Source organism: Streptomyces hypolithicus (genome assembly GCF_052934925.1).
In genome coordinates, this window is record NZ_CM128811.1 from 2,088,171 (window position 1) to 2,110,449 (window position 22,279).

Annotated in this window: 23 protein-coding genes and 1 pseudogene; 17 read left to right on the forward strand and 7 right to left on the reverse strand. The window is 71.7% G+C overall.

Annotation, left to right across the window (positions count from 1 at the left end; translation table 11 throughout):
• Positions 1-116 precede the first annotated feature (116 nt).
• The 3 genes from ACU6WZ_RS09610 (at position 117) to ACU6WZ_RS09620 (ending at position 3,491) form a co-directional block, all read left to right on the forward strand.
• Positions 117-554, forward strand: coding sequence for a gamma-glutamylcyclotransferase family protein (locus ACU6WZ_RS09610; protein ID WP_447032688.1), 438 nt, complete (start codon positions 117-119; stop codon positions 552-554).
• 102 nt (positions 555-656) lie between these two features.
• Entirely contained in the window at positions 657-1,487 is an 831-nt protein-coding gene (locus ACU6WZ_RS09615) for a purine-nucleoside phosphorylase (RefSeq protein WP_447032689.1), read from the forward strand.
• A 345-nt stretch (positions 1,488-1,832) separates the two neighbouring features.
• Entirely contained in the window at positions 1,833-3,491 is a 1,659-nt protein-coding gene (locus tag ACU6WZ_RS09620) for a phospho-sugar mutase (RefSeq protein ID WP_447032690.1), read from the forward strand.
• Between the two features lie 93 nt (positions 3,492-3,584).
• Here ACU6WZ_RS09620 and ACU6WZ_RS09625 read toward each other — a convergent pair whose 3' ends face one another.
• The gene (locus ACU6WZ_RS09625; RefSeq protein WP_447032691.1) at positions 3,585-4,241 is read right to left on the reverse strand and encodes a PH domain-containing protein; all 657 of its coding nucleotides are present in this window, start codon (positions 4,239-4,241) and stop codon (positions 3,585-3,587) included.
• A gap of 88 nt (positions 4,242-4,329) precedes the next feature.
• On the opposite strand from ACU6WZ_RS09625, the gene deoC reads away from it, so the two are divergent.
• From deoC to ACU6WZ_RS09640, 3 genes are read left to right on the forward strand one after another with little or no spacing between them, the layout of a single operon-like run.
• Positions 4,330-5,280, forward strand: a complete 951-nt coding sequence (gene deoC / locus ACU6WZ_RS09630) for a deoxyribose-phosphate aldolase (protein ID WP_447033956.1) — start codon at positions 4,330-4,332, stop codon at positions 5,278-5,280.
• A gap of 5 nt (positions 5,281-5,285) precedes the next feature.
• Complete coding sequence (locus ACU6WZ_RS09635) at positions 5,286-6,722, forward strand: aldehyde dehydrogenase family protein (protein ID WP_447032692.1); 1,437 nt, start codon at positions 5,286-5,288, stop codon at positions 6,720-6,722.
• Positions 6,715-7,632 carry an aldehyde dehydrogenase family protein gene (locus tag ACU6WZ_RS09640; protein ID WP_447032693.1) on the forward strand — a complete coding sequence of 306 codons (918 nt, stop codon included), beginning with the start codon at positions 6,715-6,717 and terminating at the stop codon, positions 7,630-7,632. The genes ACU6WZ_RS09635 and ACU6WZ_RS09640 overlap by 8 nt, the downstream gene beginning before the upstream one ends.
• A gap of 66 nt (positions 7,633-7,698) precedes the next feature.
• Here the strand turns inward: ACU6WZ_RS09640 and ACU6WZ_RS09645 are convergent, their stop codons facing one another.
• A complete protein-coding gene (locus tag ACU6WZ_RS09645) occupies positions 7,699-8,145 on the reverse strand; it encodes a hypothetical protein (protein ID WP_447032694.1) in 447 nt (148 codons plus the stop codon).
• 96 nt (positions 8,146-8,241) lie between these two features.
• Between ACU6WZ_RS09645 and ACU6WZ_RS09650 the strand changes: the two genes are divergently transcribed.
• The gene (locus tag ACU6WZ_RS09650) at positions 8,242-8,904 is read left to right on the forward strand and encodes a uridine kinase family protein (RefSeq protein WP_447032695.1); all 663 of its coding nucleotides are present in this window, start codon (positions 8,242-8,244) and stop codon (positions 8,902-8,904) included.
• A 223-nt stretch (positions 8,905-9,127) separates the two neighbouring features.
• Here the strand turns inward: ACU6WZ_RS09650 and ACU6WZ_RS09655 are convergent, their stop codons facing one another.
• On the reverse strand, positions 9,128-9,829 hold the full coding sequence (locus ACU6WZ_RS09655) for a SigE family RNA polymerase sigma factor (RefSeq protein ID WP_447032696.1): 702 nt from the start codon (positions 9,827-9,829) through the stop codon (positions 9,128-9,130).
• 159 nt (positions 9,830-9,988) lie between these two features.
• On the opposite strand from ACU6WZ_RS09655, the gene afsQ1 reads away from it, so the two are divergent.
• The 5 genes from afsQ1 (at position 9,989) to ACU6WZ_RS09680 (ending at position 13,804) form a co-directional block, all read left to right on the forward strand.
• Positions 9,989-10,666 carry a two-component system response regulator AfsQ1 gene (gene afsQ1, locus ACU6WZ_RS09660; RefSeq protein ID WP_447033957.1) on the forward strand — a complete coding sequence of 226 codons (678 nt, stop codon included), beginning with the start codon at positions 9,989-9,991 and terminating at the stop codon, positions 10,664-10,666.
• Positions 10,663-12,246, forward strand: a complete 1,584-nt coding sequence (locus ACU6WZ_RS09665) for a sensor histidine kinase (protein WP_447032697.1) — start codon at positions 10,663-10,665, stop codon at positions 12,244-12,246. Before afsQ1 ends, ACU6WZ_RS09665 begins: the two co-directional genes overlap by 4 nt.
• Positions 12,231-12,947 (forward strand): hypothetical protein, encoded by a 717-nt coding sequence (locus ACU6WZ_RS09670; protein WP_447032698.1) that lies wholly within the window; start codon positions 12,231-12,233, stop codon positions 12,945-12,947. The genes ACU6WZ_RS09665 and ACU6WZ_RS09670 overlap by 16 nt, the downstream gene beginning before the upstream one ends.
• Positions 12,948-12,953: 6 nt before the next feature.
• Positions 12,954-13,511, forward strand: a complete 558-nt coding sequence (locus ACU6WZ_RS09675; protein ID WP_447032699.1) for a VanZ family protein — start codon at positions 12,954-12,956, stop codon at positions 13,509-13,511.
• A gap of 92 nt (positions 13,512-13,603) precedes the next feature.
• A complete protein-coding gene (locus tag ACU6WZ_RS09680) occupies positions 13,604-13,804 on the forward strand; it encodes a PspC domain-containing protein (protein WP_447032700.1) in 201 nt (66 codons plus the stop codon).
• A gap of 145 nt (positions 13,805-13,949) precedes the next feature.
• Here ACU6WZ_RS09680 and ACU6WZ_RS09685 read toward each other — a convergent pair whose 3' ends face one another.
• Both ACU6WZ_RS09685 and ACU6WZ_RS09690 read right to left on the reverse strand, forming a co-directional pair.
• Positions 13,950-14,273, reverse strand: coding sequence for an ATP-binding protein (locus ACU6WZ_RS09685; RefSeq protein ID WP_447032701.1), 324 nt, complete (start codon positions 14,271-14,273; stop codon positions 13,950-13,952).
• A 130-nt stretch (positions 14,274-14,403) separates the two neighbouring features.
• Positions 14,404-15,558, reverse strand: a complete 1,155-nt coding sequence (locus ACU6WZ_RS09690) for an adenosine deaminase (protein ID WP_447032702.1) — start codon at positions 15,556-15,558, stop codon at positions 14,404-14,406.
• A 114-nt stretch (positions 15,559-15,672) separates the two neighbouring features.
• On the opposite strand from ACU6WZ_RS09690, the gene ACU6WZ_RS09695 reads away from it, so the two are divergent.
• Entirely contained in the window at positions 15,673-16,452 is a 780-nt protein-coding gene (locus tag ACU6WZ_RS09695; RefSeq protein ID WP_447032703.1) for an alpha/beta hydrolase family protein, read from the forward strand.
• Positions 16,453-16,686: 234 nt separating this feature from the next.
• Here the strand turns inward: ACU6WZ_RS09695 and ACU6WZ_RS09700 are convergent, their stop codons facing one another.
• The gene (locus ACU6WZ_RS09700) at positions 16,687-16,971 is read right to left on the reverse strand and encodes a hypothetical protein (RefSeq protein ID WP_447032704.1); all 285 of its coding nucleotides are present in this window, start codon (positions 16,969-16,971) and stop codon (positions 16,687-16,689) included.
• A gap of 132 nt (positions 16,972-17,103) precedes the next feature.
• Between ACU6WZ_RS09700 and ACU6WZ_RS09705 the strand changes: the two genes are divergently transcribed.
• Entirely contained in the window at positions 17,104-18,204 is a 1,101-nt protein-coding gene (locus ACU6WZ_RS09705; RefSeq protein ID WP_447032705.1) for a calcium:cation antiporter, read from the forward strand.
• A gap of 71 nt (positions 18,205-18,275) precedes the next feature.
• Here the strand turns inward: ACU6WZ_RS09705 and ACU6WZ_RS09710 are convergent.
• Positions 18,276-19,228, reverse strand: a pseudogene (locus ACU6WZ_RS09710) (LysR family transcriptional regulator).
• A 62-nt stretch (positions 19,229-19,290) separates the two neighbouring features.
• Here ACU6WZ_RS09710 and ACU6WZ_RS09715 point away from each other — a divergent pair.
• From ACU6WZ_RS09715 to ACU6WZ_RS09725, 3 genes are all read left to right on the forward strand, one after another.
• The gene (locus tag ACU6WZ_RS09715; protein WP_447032706.1) at positions 19,291-20,592 is read left to right on the forward strand and encodes an MFS transporter; all 1,302 of its coding nucleotides are present in this window, start codon (positions 19,291-19,293) and stop codon (positions 20,590-20,592) included.
• A gap of 103 nt (positions 20,593-20,695) precedes the next feature.
• Positions 20,696-21,679, forward strand: coding sequence for a sigma-70 family RNA polymerase sigma factor (locus ACU6WZ_RS09720; protein WP_447032707.1), 984 nt, complete (start codon positions 20,696-20,698; stop codon positions 21,677-21,679).
• Between the two features lie 200 nt (positions 21,680-21,879).
• Positions 21,880-22,221 carry a chaplin gene (locus ACU6WZ_RS09725; RefSeq protein WP_447032708.1) on the forward strand — a complete coding sequence of 114 codons (342 nt, stop codon included), beginning with the start codon at positions 21,880-21,882 and terminating at the stop codon, positions 22,219-22,221.
• Positions 22,222-22,279 lie beyond the last annotated feature (58 nt).

Sequence of the window (22,279 nt, forward strand, 5' to 3'; positions counted from 1 at the left end):
ATGCAGTACGTACTCCATTCTCCCGCACGCTTCAAGGTGCTTCGTCCCGGGGCCTCCATCCGGGCCCATGCCGTCGGTTGCCCCACCGCGCGAGCCCCTCCCGTACCCTCAACCTCATGTCGCTCTACGCCGCGTACGCCGGCAACCTCGACGCGCGGCTGATGACGCGCCGCGCCCCGCACTCACCGCTGCGCGGCACCGGCTGGCTGAACGGCTGGCGGCTGACCTTCGGCGGGGAGTCGATGGGCTGGGAGGGTGCGCTCGCCACGATCGTGGAGGCGCCGCGGTCCCAGGTCTTCGTCGCCCTCTACGACATCGCTCCGATGGACGAGGACTCCATGGACCGCTGGGAGGGTGTCGGACTCGACATCTACCGGCGCATGCGGGTGCGCGTGCACACCCTGGAGGGCGAGGAGCCGGTCTGGCTGTACGTCCTGAACGGGTACGAGGGCGGCCTGCCATCCGCCCGCTACCTGGGCGAACTCGCCGACGCGGCCGAATCGGCCGGGGCCCCGCACGACTACGTCATGGAACTGCGCAAGCGCCCCTGCTGAGACCGGCGCCAGGCCGCTTGTGCGATCCCCCAAAGCAACAATGTGAACAACGTCGGCAGTGACATCTACGCGCGTAGGGCGTAAGCGGTTACCCTCGTCCGCGTGAACGCATCTGTTATTCCTGCCCCCGCCGACGGAACCGCCGACCCCCACGCGGCCGCAGACGCCGCCGCCGCGCGCCTGCGCGAGCTGACCGGCGCCGAGACCCACGACGTCGCCCTCGTGATGGGGTCGGGCTGGGTGCCGGCCGCCGAGGCGCTCGGCGCGCCCGAGCACGAGTTCGCCGTCACCGAACTGCCGGGCTTCCCGCCGCCGGCCGTCGCCGGACACGCGGGCACGGTCCGCTCGTACAAGATCGGAGACAAGCGCGCGCTGGTCTTCCTCGGCCGTACGCACTACTACGAGGGCCGCGGCGTCGCCGCCGTCTCGCACGGCGTGCGCACCGCGGTGGCGGCCGGCTGCAAGACCATCGTCCTGACGAACGGCTGCGGCGGCCTGCGCGCGGGCATGCGCCCCGGCCAGCCGGTCCTGATCAGCGACCACATCAACCTGACGGCCACCTCGCCGATCATCGGCGCGAACTTCGTCGACCTGACGGACCTGTACTCGCCGCGGCTGCGCGCGCTGTGCAAGGAGGTGGACGCGACGCTGGAGGAAGGCGTGTACGTCCAGTTCCCCGGCCCGCACTACGAGACGCCGGCCGAGATCAACATGGTCCGCGTCATGGGCGGCGACCTGGTCGGCATGTCCACGGTGCTTGAGGCGATCGCCGCGCGTGAGGCGGGCGCGGAGGTGCTCGGCATCTCGCTGGTCACGAACCTGGCGGCGGGGCTTTCGGGGGAGCCGCTGAACCACGAGGAGGTCCTGCAGGCGGGCCGCGACTCGGCCACCCGCATGGGCTCGCTCCTGGCCCAGGTCCTGAACCGGATCTAGCCCGTGCCGGGGCGTTTTCCCCCACCCGCCCCTTCCCGAAACTGGGGGCATGCCCCCAGACCCCGGACGCCCTCCAGGCGTGTCCTCAATCGCCGGACGGGCTGAGATGCGCCGGGCGCCGCCCGGGACTCGCCGCCCCGGGAAATTCCAGCCCGTCGAGGGGGCCCCTCCCCTATCCCTAAGGCTATGGGGGAGTTTGAGGACCGAGGTCTGGGGCGGAGCCCCAGTTTCGGGAAGGGGCGGGTAGGGGACAGCTCCGCGCAGCGGCCCACCGGCCCGGGTACCCGTAACCCCCAGCCACCCCGCACCGCACCCGCACCGCACCCGCAGAAAGGCGGACACACCGTGCAGCAGGATCTGATCGCGCGCGCCAAGGCCTGGCTGGCCGAGGACCCGGACAGCGACACCCGGGACGAGCTCGGCAAGCTCATCGACGCCGAGGACGTGGCCGAGCTCACCGCACGGTTCGCCGGCACCCTCCAGTTCGGCACAGCCGGCCTCCGCGGCGAACTCGGCGCGGGCCCGATGCGCATGAACCGCGCCGTCGTCATCCGCGCCGCCGCCGGCCTCGCCGCGTACCTCAGGGCGAAGGGCGAGACCGACGGCCTCGTCGTCATCGGCTACGACGCCCGCCACAAGAGCGCCGACTTCGCCCGCGACACCGCAGCCGTCATGACCGGCGCCGGTCTGCGCGCCGCCCTCCTGCCGCGCCCGCTGCCCACCCCCGTCCTGGCGTTCGCCATAAGGCACCTGGGCGCCGTCGCCGGCGTCGAGGTCACCGCGAGCCACAACCCGCCGCGGGACAACGGCTACAAGGTCTACCTCGGCGACGGCTCGCAGATCGTGCCGCCGGCCGACGCCGAGATCGCCGCCGCGATCGACGCGGTGACCTCCCTCGACGCCGTACCGCGCCCCGAGGACGGCTGGTTCACGCTCGACGAGGAGGTCCTGGAGGCCTACCTCGCGCGTACGGACAAGGTCTTGAGCCCGGGGTCCCCCCGCACCGCCCGAGTCGTCTACACGGCCATGCACGGCGTCGGCAAGGACGTCCTGACGGCCGCCTGGGCCCGCGCCGGGTTCCCCGAGCCTGTCCTGGTCGCCGAACAGGCCGAGCCCGACCCGGACTTCCCCACCGTCGCCTTCCCCAACCCGGAGGAGCCGGGGGCCATGGACCTGGCCTTCGCCACCGCCCGCAGCGCGGTACCCGACCTGATCGTCGCCAACGACCCCGACGCGGACCGCTGCGCCGTCGCCGTGCCGGACGCGGACGACGCCACCGGGTGGCGCATGCTGCGCGGCGACGAGGTGGGCGCCCTGCTCGCCGCACACCTCGTGCGCAAGGGGGTGTCCGGTAAGAACAGCACCTTCGCCGAGTCGATCGTCTCGTCGTCGCTGCTCGGCCGGATCGCCGCCGCCGCGGGGCTCGCGTACGAGGAGACTCTGACCGGTTTCAAGTGGATCGCCCGTGTCGAGGGCCTGCGCTACGGCTACGAGGAGGCGCTCGGCTACTGCGTCGACCCCGAGGGCGTACGCGACAAGGACGGCATCACGGCGGCCCTGCTCGTCACCGAGCTCGCGTCCGAGCTGAAAGAGCAGGGCCGCACGCTCGTCGACCTGCTCGACGACCTCGCCGTCGAGCACGGTCTGCACGCCACCGATCAGCTGTCGGTCCGCGTCGAGGACCTCACGGTCATCGCCGACGCGATGCGCCGCCTGCGCGAGCAGCCGCCGACCGCCCTCGGGGGTCTCACCGTCACGTCCGCGGAGGACCTGACGCGGGGTACGGCCACGCTCCCGCCGACCGACGGGCTGCGCTACTACCTGGACGGCGAGGTGAAGGCCCGCGTGATCGTGCGCCCGAGCGGCACCGAGCCGAAGCTGAAGTGCTACCTGGAGACCGTCGTGCCCGTCGCGGACGCGAGCGGGCTCCTGGCGGCCAAGGAGCGGGCCGGCGGCATCCTCGCCGCGCTCAAGCACGACCTGTCGGCCGCGGCGGGCATCTGAGCCGCCACGCAGGCCACGCACCGGCCAAGCCCCCGCTCATGCCTGCGCTCATGCCTGTGCTCACGGGCCGGCGTATATCGCACCCCCGATACGTCAGCCCGTGACCAGCAGAACGACGACCGCGACCACACCCACCACGCACGGCGCGATGATCTCGTACGCCCAGCGGACGGCCGGCGCGCCCTGCGCCGCCGGGCGCGCCGCGCACCGCTCGGCCTGCTCGCGCAGGTCGTCGACGGTCTGGTCGGCCGGCGCCCGGCGTGCCCGCGCGTCGGTGACGTCGGCGGTCACGGATGTCCTGCCGTACGGGTCGTCGTGCGCCTGCGTCGCCTGCCTGCGGGCGGCCCGCTTGCGCTGGCGCAGCGAGACGGGGACGGCCCACAGCTGGTACTTCCTGCCGCCCGCCAGCACCTCGCTGGAGTAGCCCGACCGTACGCCGTCGACCGCACCCCACGGCAGCGTGATCGTGCGGAAGGGGTTGCGGATCCGCAGCCGGTCGTCGTTGGTGAACACGGCCGGCCGCAGCGAGAAGGCCACCACCAGCGGCACCACGAACAGCAGCCCCGCCACCGCCGCCCAGGGCGTGCGGCCCTGCCCGCGTACCAGCGCGTCGACGCCGATCCACCCGGCGAGCGCGAGCACCAGGACACCGCCGACGATCGCGGCGGACGACCGGAAGACCCGGTCGGCGTACGCCGGCGTGGGCGTCGGCTCGGGGGGCGGGCCGGACCGGCCGGGGGTGCTTGTCATACGGCCGATTCTGCCTCACGTCACACCCGCGGAACGGGGCTGGGGCTGTACAGGCCGCTACGCGCGTAGATATGCTCATCTGGTGACCATGCCCACCTCTGCACCCGCATTCGCCGACGTGACCACGTCCGACGGTGCGCTGCGCCGCTTCCTGCACGGGCTGCCCGGCGTAGACACCGTCGGCCTCGAAGCGCGCGCCGCCTCCCTCGGTACCCGTTCGATCAAGACCACCTCGAAGGCGTACGCCATCGATCTGGCCATCTCGATGATCGACCTGACCACGCTCGAAGGCGCGGACACCCCGGGCAAGGTCCGGGCGCTCTGCGCCAAGGGCGCCAACCCCGACCCGACCGACCGTACGACGCCGAAGGTCGCCGCGATCTGCGTCTATCCGGACATGGCGGCCACCGCCAAGGAGGCGCTGTCCGGTACGGGCATCAAGGTCGCCTCCGTCGCGACCGCCTTCCCGGCGGGCCGCGCCGCGCTGCCGGTGAAGCTCGCGGACGTCCGCGACGCCGTGGCCGCCGGGGCGGACGAGATCGACATGGTGATCGACCGGGGGGCGTTCCTGTCCGGGCACTACCTCAAGGTCTACGAGGAGATCGTGGCCGTGAAGGCCGAGTGCGGGGACAAGGCCCGCCTGAAGGTCATCTTCGAGACCGGCGAGCTGGCGACGTACGACAACATCCGCCGGGCCTCCTGGCTCGGCATGCTGGCGGGCGCGGACTTCATCAAGACCTCCACCGGCAAGGTGAGCGTGAACGCCACCCCGCCGAACACTCTGCTGATGCTGGAAGCCGTACGCGACTTCCGGGTGCAGACTGGAGTGCAGATCGGCGTGAAGCCGGCGGGCGGCATCCGCAGCACGAAGGACGCGATCAAGTTCCTGGTGCTGGTCAACGAGACCGCCGGTGCGGACTGGCTCAGCAACGAGTGGTTCCGCTTCGGCGCCTCCTCGCTGCTGAACGACCTGCTGATGCAGCGGCAGAAGCTGAGCACCGGCCGTTACTCCGGTCCCGACTACGTGACGGTGGACTGATCACCATGGCATCCCTGTTTGAGTACGCACCCGCTCCCGAGTCCCGCTCGGTCGTGGACATCGCCCCCTCCTACGGCCTGTTCATCGACGGCGAGTTCGCCGAGGCCGCCGACGGCAAGGTCTTCAAGACCGTCTCGCCGTCCAGCGAGGAGGTCCTCTCCGAGGTCGCCCGCGCGGGCGCCGAGGACGTCGACCGGGCCGTGAAGGCCGCCCGCAGGGCGTTCGAGAAGTGGTCCGCGCTGCCTGGCGCCGAGCGCGCGAAGTACCTCTTCCGTATCGCGCGGATCATCCAGGAGCGCTCGCGCGAGCTGGCCGTCCTGGAGACCCTCGACAACGGCAAGCCGATCAAGGAGACCCGCGACGCGGACCTCCCGCTGGTCGCCGCGCACTTCTTCTACTACGCGGGCTGGGCCGACAAGCTCGACCACGCCGGGTACGGCGCCGACCCGCGGCCGCTGGGCGTCGCGGGCCAGGTCATTCCCTGGAACTTCCCGCTGCTGATGCTCGCGTGGAAGATCGCCCCGGCTCTCGCGACGGGCAACACCGTCGTCCTCAAGCCCGCCGAGACGACCCCGCTGTCCGCCCTGTTCTTCGCCGACATCTGCCGCCAGGCCGGTCTGCCCAAGGGCGTCGTCAACATCCTTCCCGGTTACGGGGACGCGGGCGCCGCACTCGTCGAGCACCCGGACGTCAACAAGGTGGCCTTCACCGGCTCCACCGGGGTCGGCCGGGCGATCGCCAAGCAGGTCGCCGGCACGTCGAAGAAGGTCACCCTGGAGCTGGGCGGCAAGGGCGCGAACATCGTCTTCGACGACGCCCCCATCGACCAGGCCGTCGAGGGAATCGTCACCGGCATCTTCTTCAACCAGGGCCAGGTCTGCTGCGCCGGATCCCGCCTGCTGGTCCAGGAGTCGATCCAGGACGAGCTGCTGGACAGCCTCAAGCGCAGGCTCGGCACGCTGCGCCTGGGCGACCCGCTGGACAAGAACACCGACATCGGCGCGATCAACTCCGCCGAGCAGCTCTCCCGTATCACCACCCTCGTCGAGGCCGGCGAGTCGGAGGGTGCCGAGCGCTGGTCCGTACCGTGTCAACTACCCTCCTCCGGCTACTGGTTCGCGCCGACCCTCTTCACGAACGTCACGCAGGCGCACACGGTCGCGCGCGACGAGATCTTCGGCCCGGTGCTGTCGGTGCTGTCCTTCCGCACGCCCGACGAGGCTGTCGCCAAGGCCAACAACAGCCAGTACGGCCTGTCGGCGGGCATCTGGACGGAGAAGGGCTCGCGCATCCTCGCGGTCGCGGGCAAGCTCCGCGCGGGTGTCGTGTGGGCCAACACCTTCAACAAGTTCGACCCGACCTCGCCCTTCGGCGGCTACAAGGAATCGGGGTACGGCCGCGAGGGCGGCCGCCACGGCCTGGAGGCGTACCTCAATGTCTGACCGCCTGACTGTCTTCAAGACCTACAAGCTGTACGTCGGGGGCAAGTTCCCCCGCTCCGAGAGCGGCCGGGTGTACGAAGTGACGACGGGAACATCAGCCGCCGGCGTGGCGGGCAAGGGTAAGGGCAAGTGGCTGGCCAACGCCCCCCTGGCCTCCCGCAAGGACGCCCGGGACGCGGTCGTCGCGGCCCGCAAGGCGTTCGGCGGCTGGTCGGGCGCCACGGCGTACAACCGGGGCCAGGTCCTCTACCGCGTCGCGGAGATGCTGGAGGGCCGCAAGGACCAGTTCGTGCGTGAGGTGGCGGACGCCGAGGGACTGTCGAAGTCCAAGGCGGCGGCCGTCGTCGACGCGGCGGTCGACCGGTGGGTCTGGTACGCGGGCTGGACCGACAAGATCGGCCAGCTGGTGGGCGGCGCGAACCCGGTCGCGGGCCCGTACTTCAACCTCTCCACTCCCGAGCCGACGGGCGTCGTCACCGTCCTCGCGCCGCAGGAGTCGTCGTTCCTCGGGCTGGTCTCCGTGCTCGCGCCGGTGATCGCCACCGGCAACACCGCGGTCGTCGTCGCCTCGGAGAAGTCGCCGCTCCCGGCGCTCTCCCTGGGCGAGGTGCTGGCCACGTCCGACCTGCCGGGCGGAGTCGTCAACATCCTGACCGGGCGTACGCAGGAGATCGCGGCCCCGCTCGCATCGCACCAGGACGTCAACGCGATCGACCTCACGGGCGCGGGCGCCGATCTGGCTCTCGACCTGGAGATCGCGGCGGCGGACAACCTCAAGCGGGTCCTGCGTCCACAGCCTGTGGACGACTGGACGGCCGACCCGGGCACGCACCGGCTGACGGCCTTCCTCGAAACGAAGACGGTCTGGCACCCCACGGGGTCGCTGGGCGCGTCCGGCTCCGCGTACTGACGCGCGGCGCGGGGGCTCGTACCCGTCGCAGGGCCGGGTACGGGCCCCCGCATCCCGCGTTGCGGGTCAGCCGGGCAGCAGGTCGGTCACGGCGCCCAGCAGGGGCAGCTCCTGGACCGCCCCGCCGTCGGTGAGCGGCGCGGTCACCATCCCGGTACTGACCGGCTTGAAATCCGCGACCTGTGTGCCCAGGCCGTTGTCGAGCGGGTTCACCCCCGTGCCGGCCAGCGGGTTCGGCCGGATGTCCTTGACCGGCGCGAGCACACCGGCGGTCGTGTATCCGAGCGCGGCGCTCACGCCCCGGCCCGTCGCCGCCAGATCGACCTTCTCCAGCGGGTTGTCGACACTTGCCTGACTGGCCTGACCGGTCCGGCCGGCCTGCTGCGGCTCGTCCTGCGCCGCCGCCTGGGCCGCCCCACCGCCCGCGCTGAGCGCCGCACCGGCCGCGGTGACGGCCAGACCTACGCGCAGCAGTGCGCTCCGCTGGGACTTGGGACCTGCGTGACGTGCCATGGGATTCCCGCCTGAGTGAGTAAGCATGAGCACACGCAACGTAGTGGGCATGTGATGCTCGATACCAACCACTCCCCAGTGGGGTCACCCTCACGGATGAATGGCGCACAATTGTTCTCCGTGAGCTCATCTCCCATATCCACGCGCGTCGTTTTGCTCGCGGGGCCCTCCGGTTCCGGAAAGTCGTCGCTCGCCGCGCGCACGGGCCTGCCGGTGCTGCGCCTCGACGACTTCTACAAGGAGGGCGACGACCCGACGCTCCCGCAGGTGACGGGGAGCGCGGACATCGACTGGGACTCCCCGCTGTCCTGGGACGCGGACGCGGCGGTCGCGGCGATCGAGGAGCTGTGCCGTACGGGGCGTACGACCGTGCCCGTGTACGACATCGCCACCAGCGCGCGCGTGGGCAGGGAGGCACTCGACATCGAGCGCACCCCGCTGTTCGTCGCCGAGGGGATCTTCGCGGCGGACATCGTGACGCGCTGCCAGGAGTTGGACCTGCTCGCCGACGCGCTCTGTCTGCGCGGCCGTCCCGCGACGACGTTCCGGCGAAGACTGCTGCGTGACCTGACCGAGGGCCGCAAGTCGGTCCCGTTCCTGCTGCGCCGGGGCTGGCGCCTGATGCGCGCCGAACGCGGCATCGTGGCCCGGCAGTCGGCGCTGGGCGCACACCCCTGCGGCAAGGCGGAGGCCCTGGGCCGCCTCGCGGCCGCAGCCGCCGGCCGCCACCGCACCCGCGCCGCCCGCGAGACGGCGTAACGACTCGGGGATCGGCCCCGGACGCCATCTTCCGGACAACCCCCGGGCCTCTCTTCGCGCAACGGAGGCCGGGACATGCGGCGGGGCCGGACAGGCCCCCCCGGCCTGTCCGGCCCCGCCGCGTTTCCCCCGGACCGCCGTCTCCCCCGAGACCGCGGCCCCCCCGTGACGACCTCTCCCCCGATACGGAGCGGGCTCCCTATCGTGGGAGAGGTCACAACCTTCAGGCCACCAGCTCGCCGAAGGACTCCTCCTCGTCACGGTCGAAGCTGAGGACCTCGTCCTCGCGCAGTCGGCGCAGCGAGCGCCAGATGCTGCTCTTGACCGTGCCGACACTGATGTCGAGGATGTCGGCGATCTCCGGGTCGGTGCGGCCCTCGTAGTAGCGCAGGACCAGCATCGTCCGCTGGAGTTCCGGCAGCCGGGCGAGCGCCTGCCAGAGCACGGCGCGCAGCTCGGTGCCGCGCATCGCGTCCGTGTCGTTCGCCGTCTCCGGCAGTTCCTCGGTCGGGTACTCGTTGAGCTTGCGCCGGCGCCAGGCGCTGATGTGCAGGTTCGTCATCGTGCGGCGCAGGTAGCCGCCGACGGCCGCCTTGTCGCTGATCCTGTCCCAGGCGCGGTACGTCGAGAAGAGGGCGCTCTGCAGCAGGTCCTCCGCCTCGAAGCGGTCGCCGGTCAGGTGGTAGGCGGTCGCGTACAGGGAGGCTCGGCGCGCCTGGACGTAGGCGGTGAACTCCGCCTCCGAGCCGGCCGGCCGCTCCCCCGTGACCTCCGCGGCCACGTGCATGGTCTGCGCGCGCTGGCGCCCGGTGCCGTGCGCACACCCCCGGCCGCCCCCTTCGGCCCCGGACTTCGCGGAGTTCCTCACGACGTCGTGGAGACGCGTGACAACTGCGCTGGAGTTGGTGCTGTGCAGTGCGTTCATCTCGCGCCCCCCGTCGGTGGAGTCCGTTGCGGTCCCTGTGCCATTGAGCTTGCCAAGGCAGTTTCATCGCGGTGTCCGCCGACTGTCACAGCCCTGTCACAGGGACGGGGGTGCCCCAAAGGTCGAACTGCACCGCCCCCATGGGCCAGAATGACCTCTGTGCCTTTCCTGTTGCTGATCGAGGACGACGACGCCATCCGCACGGCCCTCGAACTCTCGCTGTCACGCCAGGGCCACCGTGTGGCCACCGCGGCGACGGGCGAGGACGGCCTGATGCTGCTGCGCGAGCAGCGGCCGGACCTGATCGTGCTGGACGTGATGCTGCCCGGCATCGACGGGTTCGAGGTGTGCCGGCGCATCCGTCGGACGGACCAGCTGCCGATCATCCTGCTGACCGCGCGCAGCGACGACATCGACGTGGTCGTGGGCCTGGAGTCGGGCGCCGACGACTACGTCGTGAAGCCGGTCCAGGGGCGGGTTCTCGACGCCCGGATCCGCGCGGTGCTGCGGCGCGGCGAGCGGGAGGCCAACGACGCGGCGGTGTTCGGCAGTGTGGTCATCGACCGGGCAGCGATGACGGTCACCAAGGACGGCGAGGATCTGCAGCTCACGCCGACCGAGTTGCGGCTGCTGCTGGAGCTGAGCCGCAGACCCGGACAGGCCTTGTCGCGGCAGCAGTTGCTGCGGCTGGTGTGGGAGCACGACTACCTCGGCGACTCCCGGCTGGTCGACGCGTGCGTGCAGCGGCTGCGGGCCAAGGTCGAGGACGTACCGTCGTCGCCGACCCTCATCCGCACGGTCCGGGGTGTCGGCTACCGGCTGGACTCGCCTTCGTGACCGAGGCCCCCCGAAGGGCGCTGCTGGCGGGGCTGCGCTGGACCAGTCTGCGGCTGCGGCTCGTGGTCGTCTTCGCGCTGGTGGCGCTGACCGCCGCCGTCTCGGCCTCGGGCATCGCGTACTGGCTCAACCGCGAGGCGGTGCTGACCCGCACCCAGGACTCGGCGCTCAACGACTTCCGCCAGCAGATGCAAATCCGGGCGGCCACGCTCCCGTTGCGGCCCACGCAGCCCGAACTCCAGGCCGCGGCGGCACAGATGGCGGCGGCCGGCAACCCCGGTTACAGCGTGCTGCTGGTGGACGAGCGGGGGGCGGGAAAGCCGGTCGTCGGGAGCGCAGACATCCATGGCACCGGCGGCGTCGGCGTAGGCGTAGGCGCCTTCACGCTGGACGACGTACCCGAGGAACTTCAGGAGGCGGTGGGCCGCCGGCTGGAGATCACCGAGGCGAACGAGTTCCCGTACCACCTCTACTGGCAGCGGATCAGTCCGGACGAGAAGCCGTTCCTGGTGGCGGGCACGAAGGTGATCGGCGGCGGGCCGACCGGGTACATGCTGACGTCGCTGGAGCAGGAGCGCGCCGACCTGAACTCGCTTGCCTGGTCGCTGGCCATCGCCACCGGGCTCGCCCTGCTGGGCTCAGCGCTGCTGGCGCAGGCGGCGGCCACGACCGTACTCAAACCCGTGCAGCGGCTCGGTGACGCGGCGCGGCGGCTCGGCGAGGGGAAGCTCGACACGCGGCTGCGGGTGTCGGGGACGGACGAACTGGCTGACCTGTCACGGACGTTCAACCGGACCGCCGAGTCGCTGGAGAAGAAGGTCGCGGACATGAGCGCGCGCGAGGAGTCGAGCCGCCGCTTCGTCGCCGACATGTCGCACGAGCTGCGCACGCCGCTGACCGCGATCACGGCCGTCGCGGAGATCCTGGAGGAGGAGGCGGACAGCCTCGATCCGATGATCGCGCCCGCCGTGCATCTGGTGGTGAGCGAGACGCGCCGGCTGAACGACCTGGTGGAAAACCTGATGGAGGTGACCCGCTTCGACGCGGGTACGGCCCGGCTCGTCCTCGACGACGTCGATGTCGCCGACCAGGTGACGGCCTGCATCGACGCCCGGGCCTGGCTGGACGCGGTGGACCTCGACGCCGAGCGCGGCATCGTGGCGCGCCTGGACCCACGCCGCCTGGACGTCATCCTGGCCAACCTCATCGGGAACGCGCTCAAGCACGGCGGCTCTCCGGTGCGGGTCTCGGTGCGGCCCGTGGGCGACGAGCTGATCATCGAGGTGGCGGACCACGGCCCTGGCATCCCCGAGGACGTACTGCCGCACGTCTTCGACCGCTTCTACAAGGCGAGCGCGTCGCGGCCGCGGTCGGAGGGCAGCGGGCTGGGGCTGTCCATCGCCATGGAGAACGCGCACATTCACGGCGGCGACATCACCGCGGCCAACGCCGAGGACGGCGGCGCGGTGTTCGTGCTGCGGCTGCCGCTCGACGTGTCGCGCTCCGCCGACGGGGACGACCCCGACGGCGGGGGCGCTGACCGTGTGCGCGGGGAGGGGGACGAATGCGGGGACGAGTGACGGTGCACGGCAGGCCGGCCCGGATCGTCGCGGTCGCCGCCGTGTGCGTCGCACTCGCGGCGGCGCTGGGCGGTTGCGGCATCAGGACCACGTCGGTGCCGGTGGACGCGGGCGCGGCCCCGTCCCGAGTGCCGTGCGAGCTGTCGCCGCGGGCCTCCGATGACACCGCGGCCTCGCCGTCGCCCGGCCTTCCGCTCCAGGTGTACCTGGTCTGCGGTGCGCAGCTGGTGTCGGTCGACCGGTCGGTGCGCATCCCCGAGGAGAAGCTGATGTCGGACCGGCTGCGGGTCGCGCAGACGCTCCTCGACGAACTCCAGCTGTCCCCTTCGGCGGACGAGAAGCAGGCCGGTTTCACCACGGACGTACGGGACACGCTGGCCGTTTCCGCGGCACGCAGGGGCGACCCGAAGGGCACGCTGAGGCTCAGCAGCCCGCCCGAGGACCTGCCGACCCATGCGCTGGCGCAGATCGTCTGCACGTACGCCGACAACGGTGCGGGGGCGGGTCCTGACCGGACGGTGGTGCTGGGCGGGCCGGCCGACACCCCGCCGCGCGGCTACCAGTGCACGGCGGCGCTCAAGGCCCGGCCGGAGTCGGTGCCGACGCTCGGCGAGCCAGTGCCGGGAGGGGCACCAGGACCGGTCGGTATAGGTCACACCGGCCCTGTGGGCGGAACCGATCCGGCGGGTGGGGGCGTCTAGGGGGTCGTGCGCCATGGTTCGGACGGCAGCGCCGTCATCCTTCGCTTCCGCGTGACGGGAGGTTTCCTCCTGCTCGCGCATCTGCTGTTCGTCGGGCTGCTGACGCTGCGGCCCCTGGACGTCCCGTGGGTGACCGCACCGAACTTCCAGCCGCTGGCCGGCATCAAGGCGGACCTGGCGCTGGGCCCCGCCCTCGCGGCCCGCCGTATCTGCGAGGGGCTGCTGCTGCTGGCGCCGCTGGGTGTGCTGCTGCCGATGGCGGGGGGCAGGCTCTTCGTCTCGCGGGTGGGCTCGCTCGCCCGTACGGCGGCGGCGGGAGCGCTCTGCTCGCTGGGGATCGAGCTGCTGCAGACCGGGGTGTCCGGGCAGGTCGTCGACGTGGACTCGGTCCTGCTGAACACGGCCGGGGTCGCCCTGGCGCACCTGTCGTGCGTTCCCGTGTGGCGGGGGCGGCTGCGCCGCCGGCAGCAGAGGTACGTGAGCGCGGGGGCGGGCCTGTCGGCACGTGCCGAGGCGTCTCAGGGGGCTACCCCGACGATTCCCAGGGTCGGTATCGCCCCGTAGAGCGATGCTTTGAGCGGGTTGCCGGGAGCACTATGGAGACATCGGAAGGCACACCGGACGTGACCTCCGCAGCAGTTCGCGAGGAGCCCGCCATGACCGCCCTTGTCCGCCCCCGTAACGGCCGAATGATCGGCGGAGTGTGCGCTGCGCTGGCACGGCGCTTCAACACCTCCGCGAACACGATGCGGGTGATCTTCGTCGTCTCCTGCCTGCTGCCGGGACCGCAGTTTCTGCTGTACCTGGCGCTGTGGGTGTTCCTGCCGGACGAGAAGAGCGCGAACACGGCCTGGTAGCAGCCGGTACGCGCCGGTACGCACAGACCCGTCCGCACGAGCCCCCTACGCACAGCCCCGTACGCAGGAAGAAGTGCCCGAGGGGCGCGCACCGGAACGGTTTCCGGTGCGCGCCCCTCGGCGCGTGCTGCGGCGCTGCGACCGGTCAGCGCCCGATGCCGTCCAGGGCGCCGGCGGGCAGGCCGCCGAGCAGGCCGCGGAGCGGGTCGGCGCTCTTGGACCCCTTGCGGGAGTTGTTGCCGTCGGTTCCCTTGCGGTGCCCGGTGGGGAGCACCTGGTTCAGGGTCTCGCCGGCCGGGAGCTTGCCGACGATCTCCTGCATGGGCAGCGCCGAGGTGACGCCGGTCAGTGTGGAGGTGGCCTCGGGGAGGGCCGGGGCGGTGGCAGCGGAGGCGCTGCCGGCGGAGGCGGCGGCGAAGGCGGCGCCGAGAGCGGCGGCACCGAGAGTCTTGGCAGCAGACTGCTTCATCAGGAAAACGTCCTTGCGGAGGGTTCGGGGAACGTGAGCGGCTCTGCAAGCTAGCCACCGCCGGACTCCGCCGCAAACACCCGAAAGCGGCCGGGTGCCTGTGTTCCCGGCCGCTCGGCGTGCGGTGTCCTCAGCCCCCGTACGAGGAAGAACCGCTGGTCGCGGCGGTCTGCCGGAACAGCCATTCGGATTTCAGCTCGGCGTATCCGGGCTTGATCACGTCATTGATCATGGCAAGGCGTTCATCGAAAGGAATGAATGCTGATTTCATCGCATTGACTGTGAACCACTGCATGTCGTCGAGCGTGTAGCCGAACGCCTCGATCAGGTGCTCGAACTCCCGGCTCATGCTGGTGCCGCTCATCAGCCGGTTGTCGGTGTTCACCGTGGCCCGGAAGTGCAGCTTGCGCAGCAGCCCGATGGGGTGGGCGGCGTACGAGTCGGCCGCGCCCGTCTGGAGGTTGGACGTCGGGCACATCTCCAGCGGGATGCGCTTGTCCCGTACGTACGCGGCCAGGCGGCCGAGCTGCACGCCGCCGTCGTCCGCGACCTCGATGTCGTCGATGATGCGTACGCCGTGACCGAGCCGGTCCGCGCCGCACCACTGGAGCGCCTGCCAGATCGACGGCAGGCCGAAGGCCTCGCCCGCGTGGATCGTGAAGTGGTTGTTCTCGCGCTTGAGGTACTCGAAGGCGTCGAGGTGGCGGGTGGGCGGGAAGCCCGCCTCGGCGCCCGCGATGTCGAAGCCGGTGACGCCCTGGTCGCGGTAGCTGTTGGCGAGTTCGGCGATCTCCAGGGCGCGGGCGGCGTGGCGCATCGCGGTCAGCAGGGCGCCGACCCTGATGCGGTGGCCGTTCGCCTTCGCGCGGCGCTCGCCCTCGCGGAAGCCCTCGTTGACGGCCTCGACGACCTCTTCGAGGGTCAGGCCGCCTTCGAGGTGCTGCTCGGGCGCGTAACGGATCTCCGCGTAGACGACGCCGTCCTCGGCGAGGTCCTCGGCGCACTCGGCCGCGACGCGGATCAAGGCGTCCCTCGTCTGCATGACAGCGCAGGTGTGCGCGAAGGTCTCCAGATAGCGTTCCAGCGAACCGGAGTCGGCGGCCTCGCGGAACCAGATGCCGAGCTTGTCGGCGTCCGTCTCGGGGAGGGCGTCATAGCCGGCCTCGCGGGCGAGCTCGATGATCGTGCCGGGCCGCAGGCCACCGTCGAGGTGGTCGTGGAGCAGCACCTTCGGGGCGCGGCGGACCTGGTCCGCGGTGGGCGTGTTGAGGGTCTCGCTCGTCATCTGGGCACTCTAGTGCCTACGCGCGTAGATCGCTCGCGGGGACCTGCCTGTCGATACGTAACAGTGACCGTGCGGACGGGTGGAGTACATCTGGGCTTCTGAGAGTGTTCTGTCATGGCGCAGCAAGCAATTCCGCTTTCGGGGCCGGCCCGCCCGGCCCGGTTGGGCCGGCCGGTCGGAGCGGCCGCGGGCGACGGAGCGACGGTGAGCGGCGTGGTGCTGCTACTTCCCGCGGGCGAGCCGAGGTCGGCGCGCGGGCCGTCCCCCCTGTCGTACGCCGCCGTACGGCCGCTGGTGCGCGGCCTGGCCGGCGCGGGGCGGGCCCACGGGCTCGTCGCGCACGTCGTGCGGTACCGGGGGCGCGGCTGGAACGGCCCGGACGCGCGGCTGGCCGCGGACGCGGTGTGGGCGGCGGACGAGGTCGTACGGCGCTACGGCGACGTACCGGTGTGCCTGGCGGGGGTGGACATGGGCGGGCGGGCGGCGCTGCACGCGGCGGGCCATCCGGCCGTCAACTCCGTGCTGGCGGTGGCGCCGTGGCTGCCGGACGACGACGTCGCGGTGGCGCAGGAGCCGGTGAAGCAGCTGGTGGGGCGGCACGTGCTGATCGTGCACGGGACGAATGACGAGCGTACGGATCCGGAGCTGTCGTACCGGCTGGCGGAGCGGGCGAAGAAGGTCAACCGGGACACGTGCCGCTTCGAGGTGCACTCGGACGGGCACGCGCTGCGCCAGCACCGGCCGGAGGTGCTGGCGCTGGCGGCGGACTTCGTGCTGGGTTCGCTGTTCGGGCGGGGGTACGCGCGGCCGGTCGCGGACGCGTTCGCGGCGCCGCCGCCGCTGGGCTTGCGCATGCCGCTGGCCTCCGGCTTCGGGCGCTCGCTCCAGCGGTAGGTCGTGTTTCAGAAGTCCCGTCTGTCTCGCGCGGCCTGGCAAGCACGCTCGCCGCGTTGCCGAAATGCCCTAGGGGCAGCTCCGCTACGAGACCATCCCGGCGCGTTGCGACCGCACGCACCAGACCACGCGAGACCCGCCCTCCGGGCGGACGACGCTACTTCTAAAACACTCCCGAGCCGCGACGCCGGACGCCCTTCGGGGGCTGCCGGGGTCCCGGGGCGGAGCCCCGGCTCACGCGCCCCGCGCGACCTCGGCGACCCAGCCGTACGGCAGCTCACCGCCGTCCAGCGTGATCGCCTCAACGGTCCCCGTATCCGGATCGATGTCCGCCCGTACGCCGTCGCCCTCGTACAGGGGGTAGCCGGACGCTCCGGTGCCCCCGGTCGCGACCACCGCCGCCCTGCGCAGGGTGGAACCGTGGTCCGGATGGCCCTCCGCGTCCGCCGCCCGCGGCTTGATCTCCACCGTGAAGCGGTCGGGGTGGTCTGCGGCCGGGCCGGGGTGAGAAGCAGTCATGGCTCCGACGCTAACGCGGCGCACCCCTGACGCACACCCCCCACACCCACGACGCGCGGCCCACCCCACGACGCACGCGCGCTCCACACCCACGACGCGCGCCCCACTCCCCCCTCTGCCAGGGTCGGGGGCATGATCCGTCTGGTCCGCGCCGGCGCCGCGGGCTGGTCCGCCGTCCTGCCCCTGCTGGCCGTCGTCCTGCTCGTGTTCACCTGGGGCAGGTCCGTGCCAGGGCCGGTGGTCGCGCTGCTCGCGTGTTTCCTCGCCGGCGCGGTGCTGGCCGCCGTACACCACGCCGAGGTGGTGGCCCACCGGGTAGGTGAGCCGTTCGGGTCGCTCGTGCTCGCCGTGGCCGTGACTATCATCGAGGTGGCGCTGATCGTCACCCTCATGGCCGACGGCGGCGACAACAGCAGCTCCCTGGCCAGGGACACCGTCTTCGCCGCGGTGATGATCACCTGCAACGGCATCGTCGGCACGTCCCTGCTCGTCGGCTCGCTCAAGCGCAAGGTCGCCGTGTTCAACGCGGAGGGCACCGGCGCGGCGTTCGCCACCGTCACGACACTCGCCGGGCTGAGCCTCGCCCTGCCCACGTTCACCACCAGCGCTCCCGGCCCGGAGTTCAGCCCTGCCCAGCTCGTCTTCGCGGCGTTCGCGGCGGTCTTCCTCTACGGCCTCTTCGTGATGACGCAGACCTGGCGGCACCGCGACTACTTCCTCCCGATGAACACCCAGGGCAGGGTGATCGACGCGGAGGACCACGCCGACCCCCCGTCCCGGCGGGTGGCGCAGACCAGCCTCGCGCTGCTCGGCGTCTCGCTCGTCGCGGTGGTCGGCCTGGCGAAGGGCGTGTCCCCGACGATCGAGGCAGGCGTCGAAGCGGCGGGCCTTCCCGCGTCCGTCGTGGGTGTGGTGATCGCGCTGCTCGTGCTGCTCCCCGAGTCGATCGCCGCGGTACGGGCGGCACGCCGCGACCGGGTGCAGACCAGCCTCAACCTGGCGCTCGGCTCGGCCATGGCCAGCATCGGGCTGACCATTCCGGCGGTCGCCGTGGCGTCGGTGTGGATGGACGGACCGCTGTTGCTGGGCCTGGGCGCGAGCCACATGGTGCTGCTGGCGCTCACGGTGGCGGTCGGCACGCTGACGATCGTGCCGGGCCGCGCGACGCCCCTGCAGGGCGGTGTGCACCTGGCGCTGATGGCGGCGTACATCGTGCTCGCCATCAGCCCCTGAGCCACCTCGCTGACGCACCTCGCTGACCCGCGTCCCCGACCCGCCTCCCTGACGCACCTCACTGACCCACCTCACTCCGGCAGCAGCCGGCCCCTGCGGGACAGCAGGAAGCGCTTGAAGGCCGCCACCGGCGGGGTGTCCGGGTGCCCGTCCAGCCAGGCGACGCCGATCTCGCGTACGGCGCGCGGCGCGGTCACCGTCAGCTCCCGCACCCCGGGCCTGGCCACCGCGGGCGGCGGCAGCAGGGCCACGCCGAGGCCCGCCGCGACCAGCCCGCGCAGGGTCTCCGCCTCCTCGCCCTCGAAGGCGATGCGCGGCCTGAAGCCCGCCTCGGCGCACAGGTCGTCGGTGATACGCCGCAGTCCGTAGCCGGGTTCCAAGGTCACGAACGTCTCGTCGGCGGCCTCGGCGAGCCGCACCCGCTTGCGGTCGGCGAGGCGGTGGTCGTCCGGGACGACCAGGCGCAGCCGCTGCTCGTCGAGACGGCGGGCCACCAGGTCGGGGGCGTCGGGGACCGGCGAGGTCAGGCAGAGGTCGAGGTCGCCGGCGCGCAGCCGCTCGATCCGGCTTCGCCGTAGTTCTGAACGAGTTGGAACCGTACCCGCGGATGGTCGGCGCGGAAGGCGCGGATGAGGGCGGGCACGGTCTCGGAGCCCATGGTGTGCAGGAAGCCGAAAGCGACCTTGCCGGTGGCGGGGTCGGCGTCGGCCCGTACCGAGTCGGCGGCTCGTTCGACCTCGGCCAGCGCGCGCTCGACGGTGGTGAGGAAGGTCCGGCCGGCGGGGGTGAGGGCGACGGTGCGGCCCTTGCGGGCGAAGAGGGCGACACCGAGGTCCTCCTCCAGTCTGACCATGGCGCGGGAGAGGGTCGACTGGGGGACGCCCAACTCGTGGGCGGCGCGGGTGACGTGTTCGTGGCGGGCGACCGCCGCGAACTGCGCGAGGCGCGGGGCCAGTACCTGCTGGATGTCTTCTTCGTAACTGCTCGGTGACAGGCGGGGCCGTGAGCTCGGGTTATGCACCATGGGATTGATTATCCGCAGTTTGTGCATTGGACGCATGACTCGGTGTTGCTTACGTTCGACGCATGCCTTCCGCCAGTACCAAGGCGTCCACCACCCACGTGGGCGCCGACGCCGTTGACCCCGACCACGCCGACACCCGTCTCGCCCCCTCCTCCCCCGGCTACCGCCGGATAAGTTCCGCGCTGTTCGTCGCCGGGCTCGCGACCTTCGCCCTGCTCTACTCCACGCAGGCCCTGCTGCCCCTCGTATCGCACGACTTCGGTGCGAGCGCGAGCGCCGCCAGCTGGACGGTGTCGGCTGCGACCGGGGCGCTCGCCCTGTTCGTACTGCCGCTCAGCGCCCTCTCCGAGCGCTTCGGCCGCAGCCGGATGATGACCGTGTCGCTGGCCGTCGCCGTGCTGGTGGGCCTGCTGGTGCCGTTCGCTCCGTCGCTGGAGTGGCTGGTGGCGCTGCGCGCCGTGCAGGGTGCGGCACTCGCCGGAATCCCGGCCTCCGCGATGGCGTATCTCGCGGAGGAGGTACGGCCGAAGGCGCTGGTCGCCGCGATCGGCCTGTTCGTCGCGGGCAACTCCATCGGCGGGATGAGCGGCCGCATCGTCACCGGCTGGGCCGCCCAGCTGTGGGGCTGGCGGGCGGCGCTCGCCGCGGTCGGCCTGCTGGCGGCGGTGTGCGCGGTCGTGTTCTGGCTGATGCTGCCGAAGGCACGGCACTTCACGCCGGGTTCGCTCGACCCGCGGGCCCTTGGGCGCACGGTGCGCGGCCACCTGGCCGACCCGCTGCTGCTGCGGCTGTACGCGATCGGCGCCCTGTTCATGACGGTCTTCGGCGCGGTCTACACCGTGATCGGCTACCGCCTGGTCGAGGCCCCGTTCAGCCTGCCGCAGGGCGTCGTCGGATCGATCTTCCTGGTCTACCTGGTCGGTACGGTCTCCTCCGCGGCCGCCGGAAAGCTGGTGGCCCGCACGGGCCGCCGGGGCGCGCTGTACCTCGCGGTGACGACGACCGCGGCCGGTCTGCTGCTGTCGCTGGCGGACTCGCTGGGCGGCGTCCTCGGGGGCCTCGTCCTGATCACCGCCGGGTTCTTCGCCGGGCACGCCGTGGCGTCTTCCTCGGTCAGCCGTACGGCGAAGACAGGCCGGGCACAGGCCTCGGCGCTCTACCAGTCGGCGTACTACCTCGGCAGCAGCGCCGGCGGCACCCTCGGCGCGGTCGCCTTCCACGCCGGCGGCTGGTCCGGGACGGTCCTGCTGGGCCTCGTCGCGACGCTGGGCGTCGTGTCGATCACACTGTACGGGACCCGGGTGGCCCGCGGGGAGCAGCGGCAGCTCACGGCGCTGCGGACGCGGAGCGCCGCGCGGGGCTGAGCGCGCGCGGTGGCGCTGCTTCTCCCCGGTCGGCCACGATTGTCAGTGGGGTCCGGTAACTTCCGAAGAGCTGGTGCCAACGGCGGCGAGTGGGGTGGACCCGATGAGTGATGTCGTGACGACGCAGAACCTGGATTCCCGGCTGGAACAGCACCGGACGGAGCTGACCGGCTACTGCTACCGCATGCTGGGGTCCGCCTTCGAGGCCGACGACGCCGTGCAGGACACGATGGTCAGGGCCTGGCGGAGCTTCGAGAAGTTCGAGGGCCGCTCGTCACTACGCTCGTGGCTCTACCGCATCGCGACGAACGTGTGCCTGGACATGCTGAACGCGGGCAACCGCAGGGCCCGCCCCATGGACCTGACCGCCGCGACGCCGGTGGCGCAGGCGGCGCTCAACTCCCGCCCCGAAGTGACCTGGCTGGAGCCGGTGCCGGACGGCCGGGTGCTGCCGTCGGTCGCCGACCCGGCGGAGACGGCCGTTGCGCGCGAGAGCGTGCGGCTCGCTTTCGTGGCCGCCCTCCAGCACCTGCCGCCGAAGCAGCGGGCGGTGCTGATCCTGCGCGAGGTGCTGGCCTGGAAGGCGAGCGAGGTCGCCGAGCTGCTGGAGACGACGGTGGCCTCGGTCAACAGCGCGCTCCAGCGGGCCCGCGCGACGATCGCCGAGCACGGCTCGCTGGAGACGGACACCGCCGACCCGCTGGACGAGGAGCAGCAGAAGCTCCTGGAGCGGTACGTCGCCGCGTTCGAGGGGTACGACATGGCCGCCCTGACGGCGCTGCTCCACGAGGACGCGACGCTGTCCATGCCGCCGTACGACCTGTGGCTCCAGGGGCACGACGACATCGTCGGCTGGATGCTCGGCGTGGGCGAGGTCTGCCGGGGCTCGAAGCTGTTGCCCGTCGTGGCGAACGGCACGCCGGCGTTCGCCCACTACCACCCGAGCCCGTCCGGCGACGGGTACGAGCCGTGGGCGCTCATGGTCATCGAGATCGTCGACGGCCGGGTCAGCGGGATCACCTCCTTCCTGGACACCAAGCGCTGGTTTCCGCTCTTCGACCTGCCGGCGCACTTGGAAAAGGGGTAGGGGAGCCGCCCGGCGCTCACCCGCGTTATCCACACTATTGAGCCGTTCGTGGGTTGCGACCCCGGCTGCAATGGCGTGAGCGGTGGGTGCATGGGAGGACGTTTTTGCTTTCGACCGTTACCGCCCATCGGTTCCCGCGTTGAAGAAACGTGAAGGCCGCAAGCCCTGCGGTCGACCTCTTCATCTCGCAAGGAGAAATGATGTCGCATATCGCGAAGGCAGCCGCCGTCCTCGTCGGCACCGGTGCCATCCTGGCCGGCGGCGCCGGCATGGCCATCGCTGACGCCGAAGCGCAAGGCGTCGCCGCCAACTCGCCCGGTGTCCTCTCGGGCAACCTGGTTCAGGTTCCGATTCACGTCCCGATCAACGTGTGCGGCAACACCGTGAACGTGATCGCGTTCCTGAACCCCGCGTTCGGCAACACCTGCGTGAACGACTCGAGCGACCACTACAACAAGCACTACTACGAGAAGAACGACAAGCACGACGACAAGCACGGCGACAAGCACGGCGACAAGCACGACGGTGGCTACGGCCGCTAAGTCCGGCCCCACCCACTGCGGCCTCCCCAACACCCCCGGGGAGGCCGCAGTCATGTCC

Bases quoted from the DNA above. Each gene is read 5' to 3' on its own strand.
- ACU6WZ_RS09610 (WP_447032688.1), top strand. From the start codon at position 117: ATGTCGCTCTACGCCGCGTACGCCGGCAACCTCGACGCGCGGCTGATG.
- ACU6WZ_RS09625 (WP_447032691.1), bottom strand. From the start codon at position 4,241: ATGACAAGCACCCCCGGCCGGTCCGGCCCGCCCCCCGAGCCGACGCCC.
- deoC (WP_447033956.1), top strand. From the start codon at position 4,330: ATGCCCACCTCTGCACCCGCATTCGCCGACGTGACCACGTCCGACGGT.
- ACU6WZ_RS09635 (WP_447032692.1), top strand. From the start codon at position 5,286: ATGGCATCCCTGTTTGAGTACGCACCCGCTCCCGAGTCCCGCTCGGTC.
- ACU6WZ_RS09640 (WP_447032693.1), top strand. From the start codon at position 6,715: ATGTCTGACCGCCTGACTGTCTTCAAGACCTACAAGCTGTACGTCGGG.
- ACU6WZ_RS09645 (WP_447032694.1), bottom strand. From the start codon at position 8,145: ATGGCACGTCACGCAGGTCCCAAGTCCCAGCGGAGCGCACTGCTGCGC.
- ACU6WZ_RS09650 (WP_447032695.1), top strand. From the start codon at position 8,242: ATGAATGGCGCACAATTGTTCTCCGTGAGCTCATCTCCCATATCCACG.
- ACU6WZ_RS09655 (WP_447032696.1), bottom strand. From the start codon at position 9,829: ATGAACGCACTGCACAGCACCAACTCCAGCGCAGTTGTCACGCGTCTC.
- ACU6WZ_RS09670 (WP_447032698.1), top strand. From the start codon at position 12,231: ATGCGGGGACGAGTGACGGTGCACGGCAGGCCGGCCCGGATCGTCGCG.
- ACU6WZ_RS09680 (WP_447032700.1), top strand. From the start codon at position 13,604: ATGACCGCCCTTGTCCGCCCCCGTAACGGCCGAATGATCGGCGGAGTG.
- ACU6WZ_RS09685 (WP_447032701.1), bottom strand. From the start codon at position 14,273: ATGAAGCAGTCTGCTGCCAAGACTCTCGGTGCCGCCGCTCTCGGCGCC.
- ACU6WZ_RS09690 (WP_447032702.1), bottom strand. From the start codon at position 15,558: ATGACGAGCGAGACCCTCAACACGCCCACCGCGGACCAGGTCCGCCGC.
- ACU6WZ_RS09695 (WP_447032703.1), top strand. From the start codon at position 15,673: ATGGCGCAGCAAGCAATTCCGCTTTCGGGGCCGGCCCGCCCGGCCCGG.
- ACU6WZ_RS09700 (WP_447032704.1), bottom strand. From the start codon at position 16,971: ATGACTGCTTCTCACCCCGGCCCGGCCGCAGACCACCCCGACCGCTTC.
- ACU6WZ_RS09705 (WP_447032705.1), top strand. From the start codon at position 17,104: ATGATCCGTCTGGTCCGCGCCGGCGCCGCGGGCTGGTCCGCCGTCCTG.
- ACU6WZ_RS09715 (WP_447032706.1), top strand. From the start codon at position 19,291: ATGCCTTCCGCCAGTACCAAGGCGTCCACCACCCACGTGGGCGCCGAC.
- ACU6WZ_RS09720 (WP_447032707.1), top strand. From the start codon at position 20,696: ATGAGTGATGTCGTGACGACGCAGAACCTGGATTCCCGGCTGGAACAG.
- ACU6WZ_RS09725 (WP_447032708.1), top strand. From the start codon at position 21,880: ATGTCGCATATCGCGAAGGCAGCCGCCGTCCTCGTCGGCACCGGTGCC.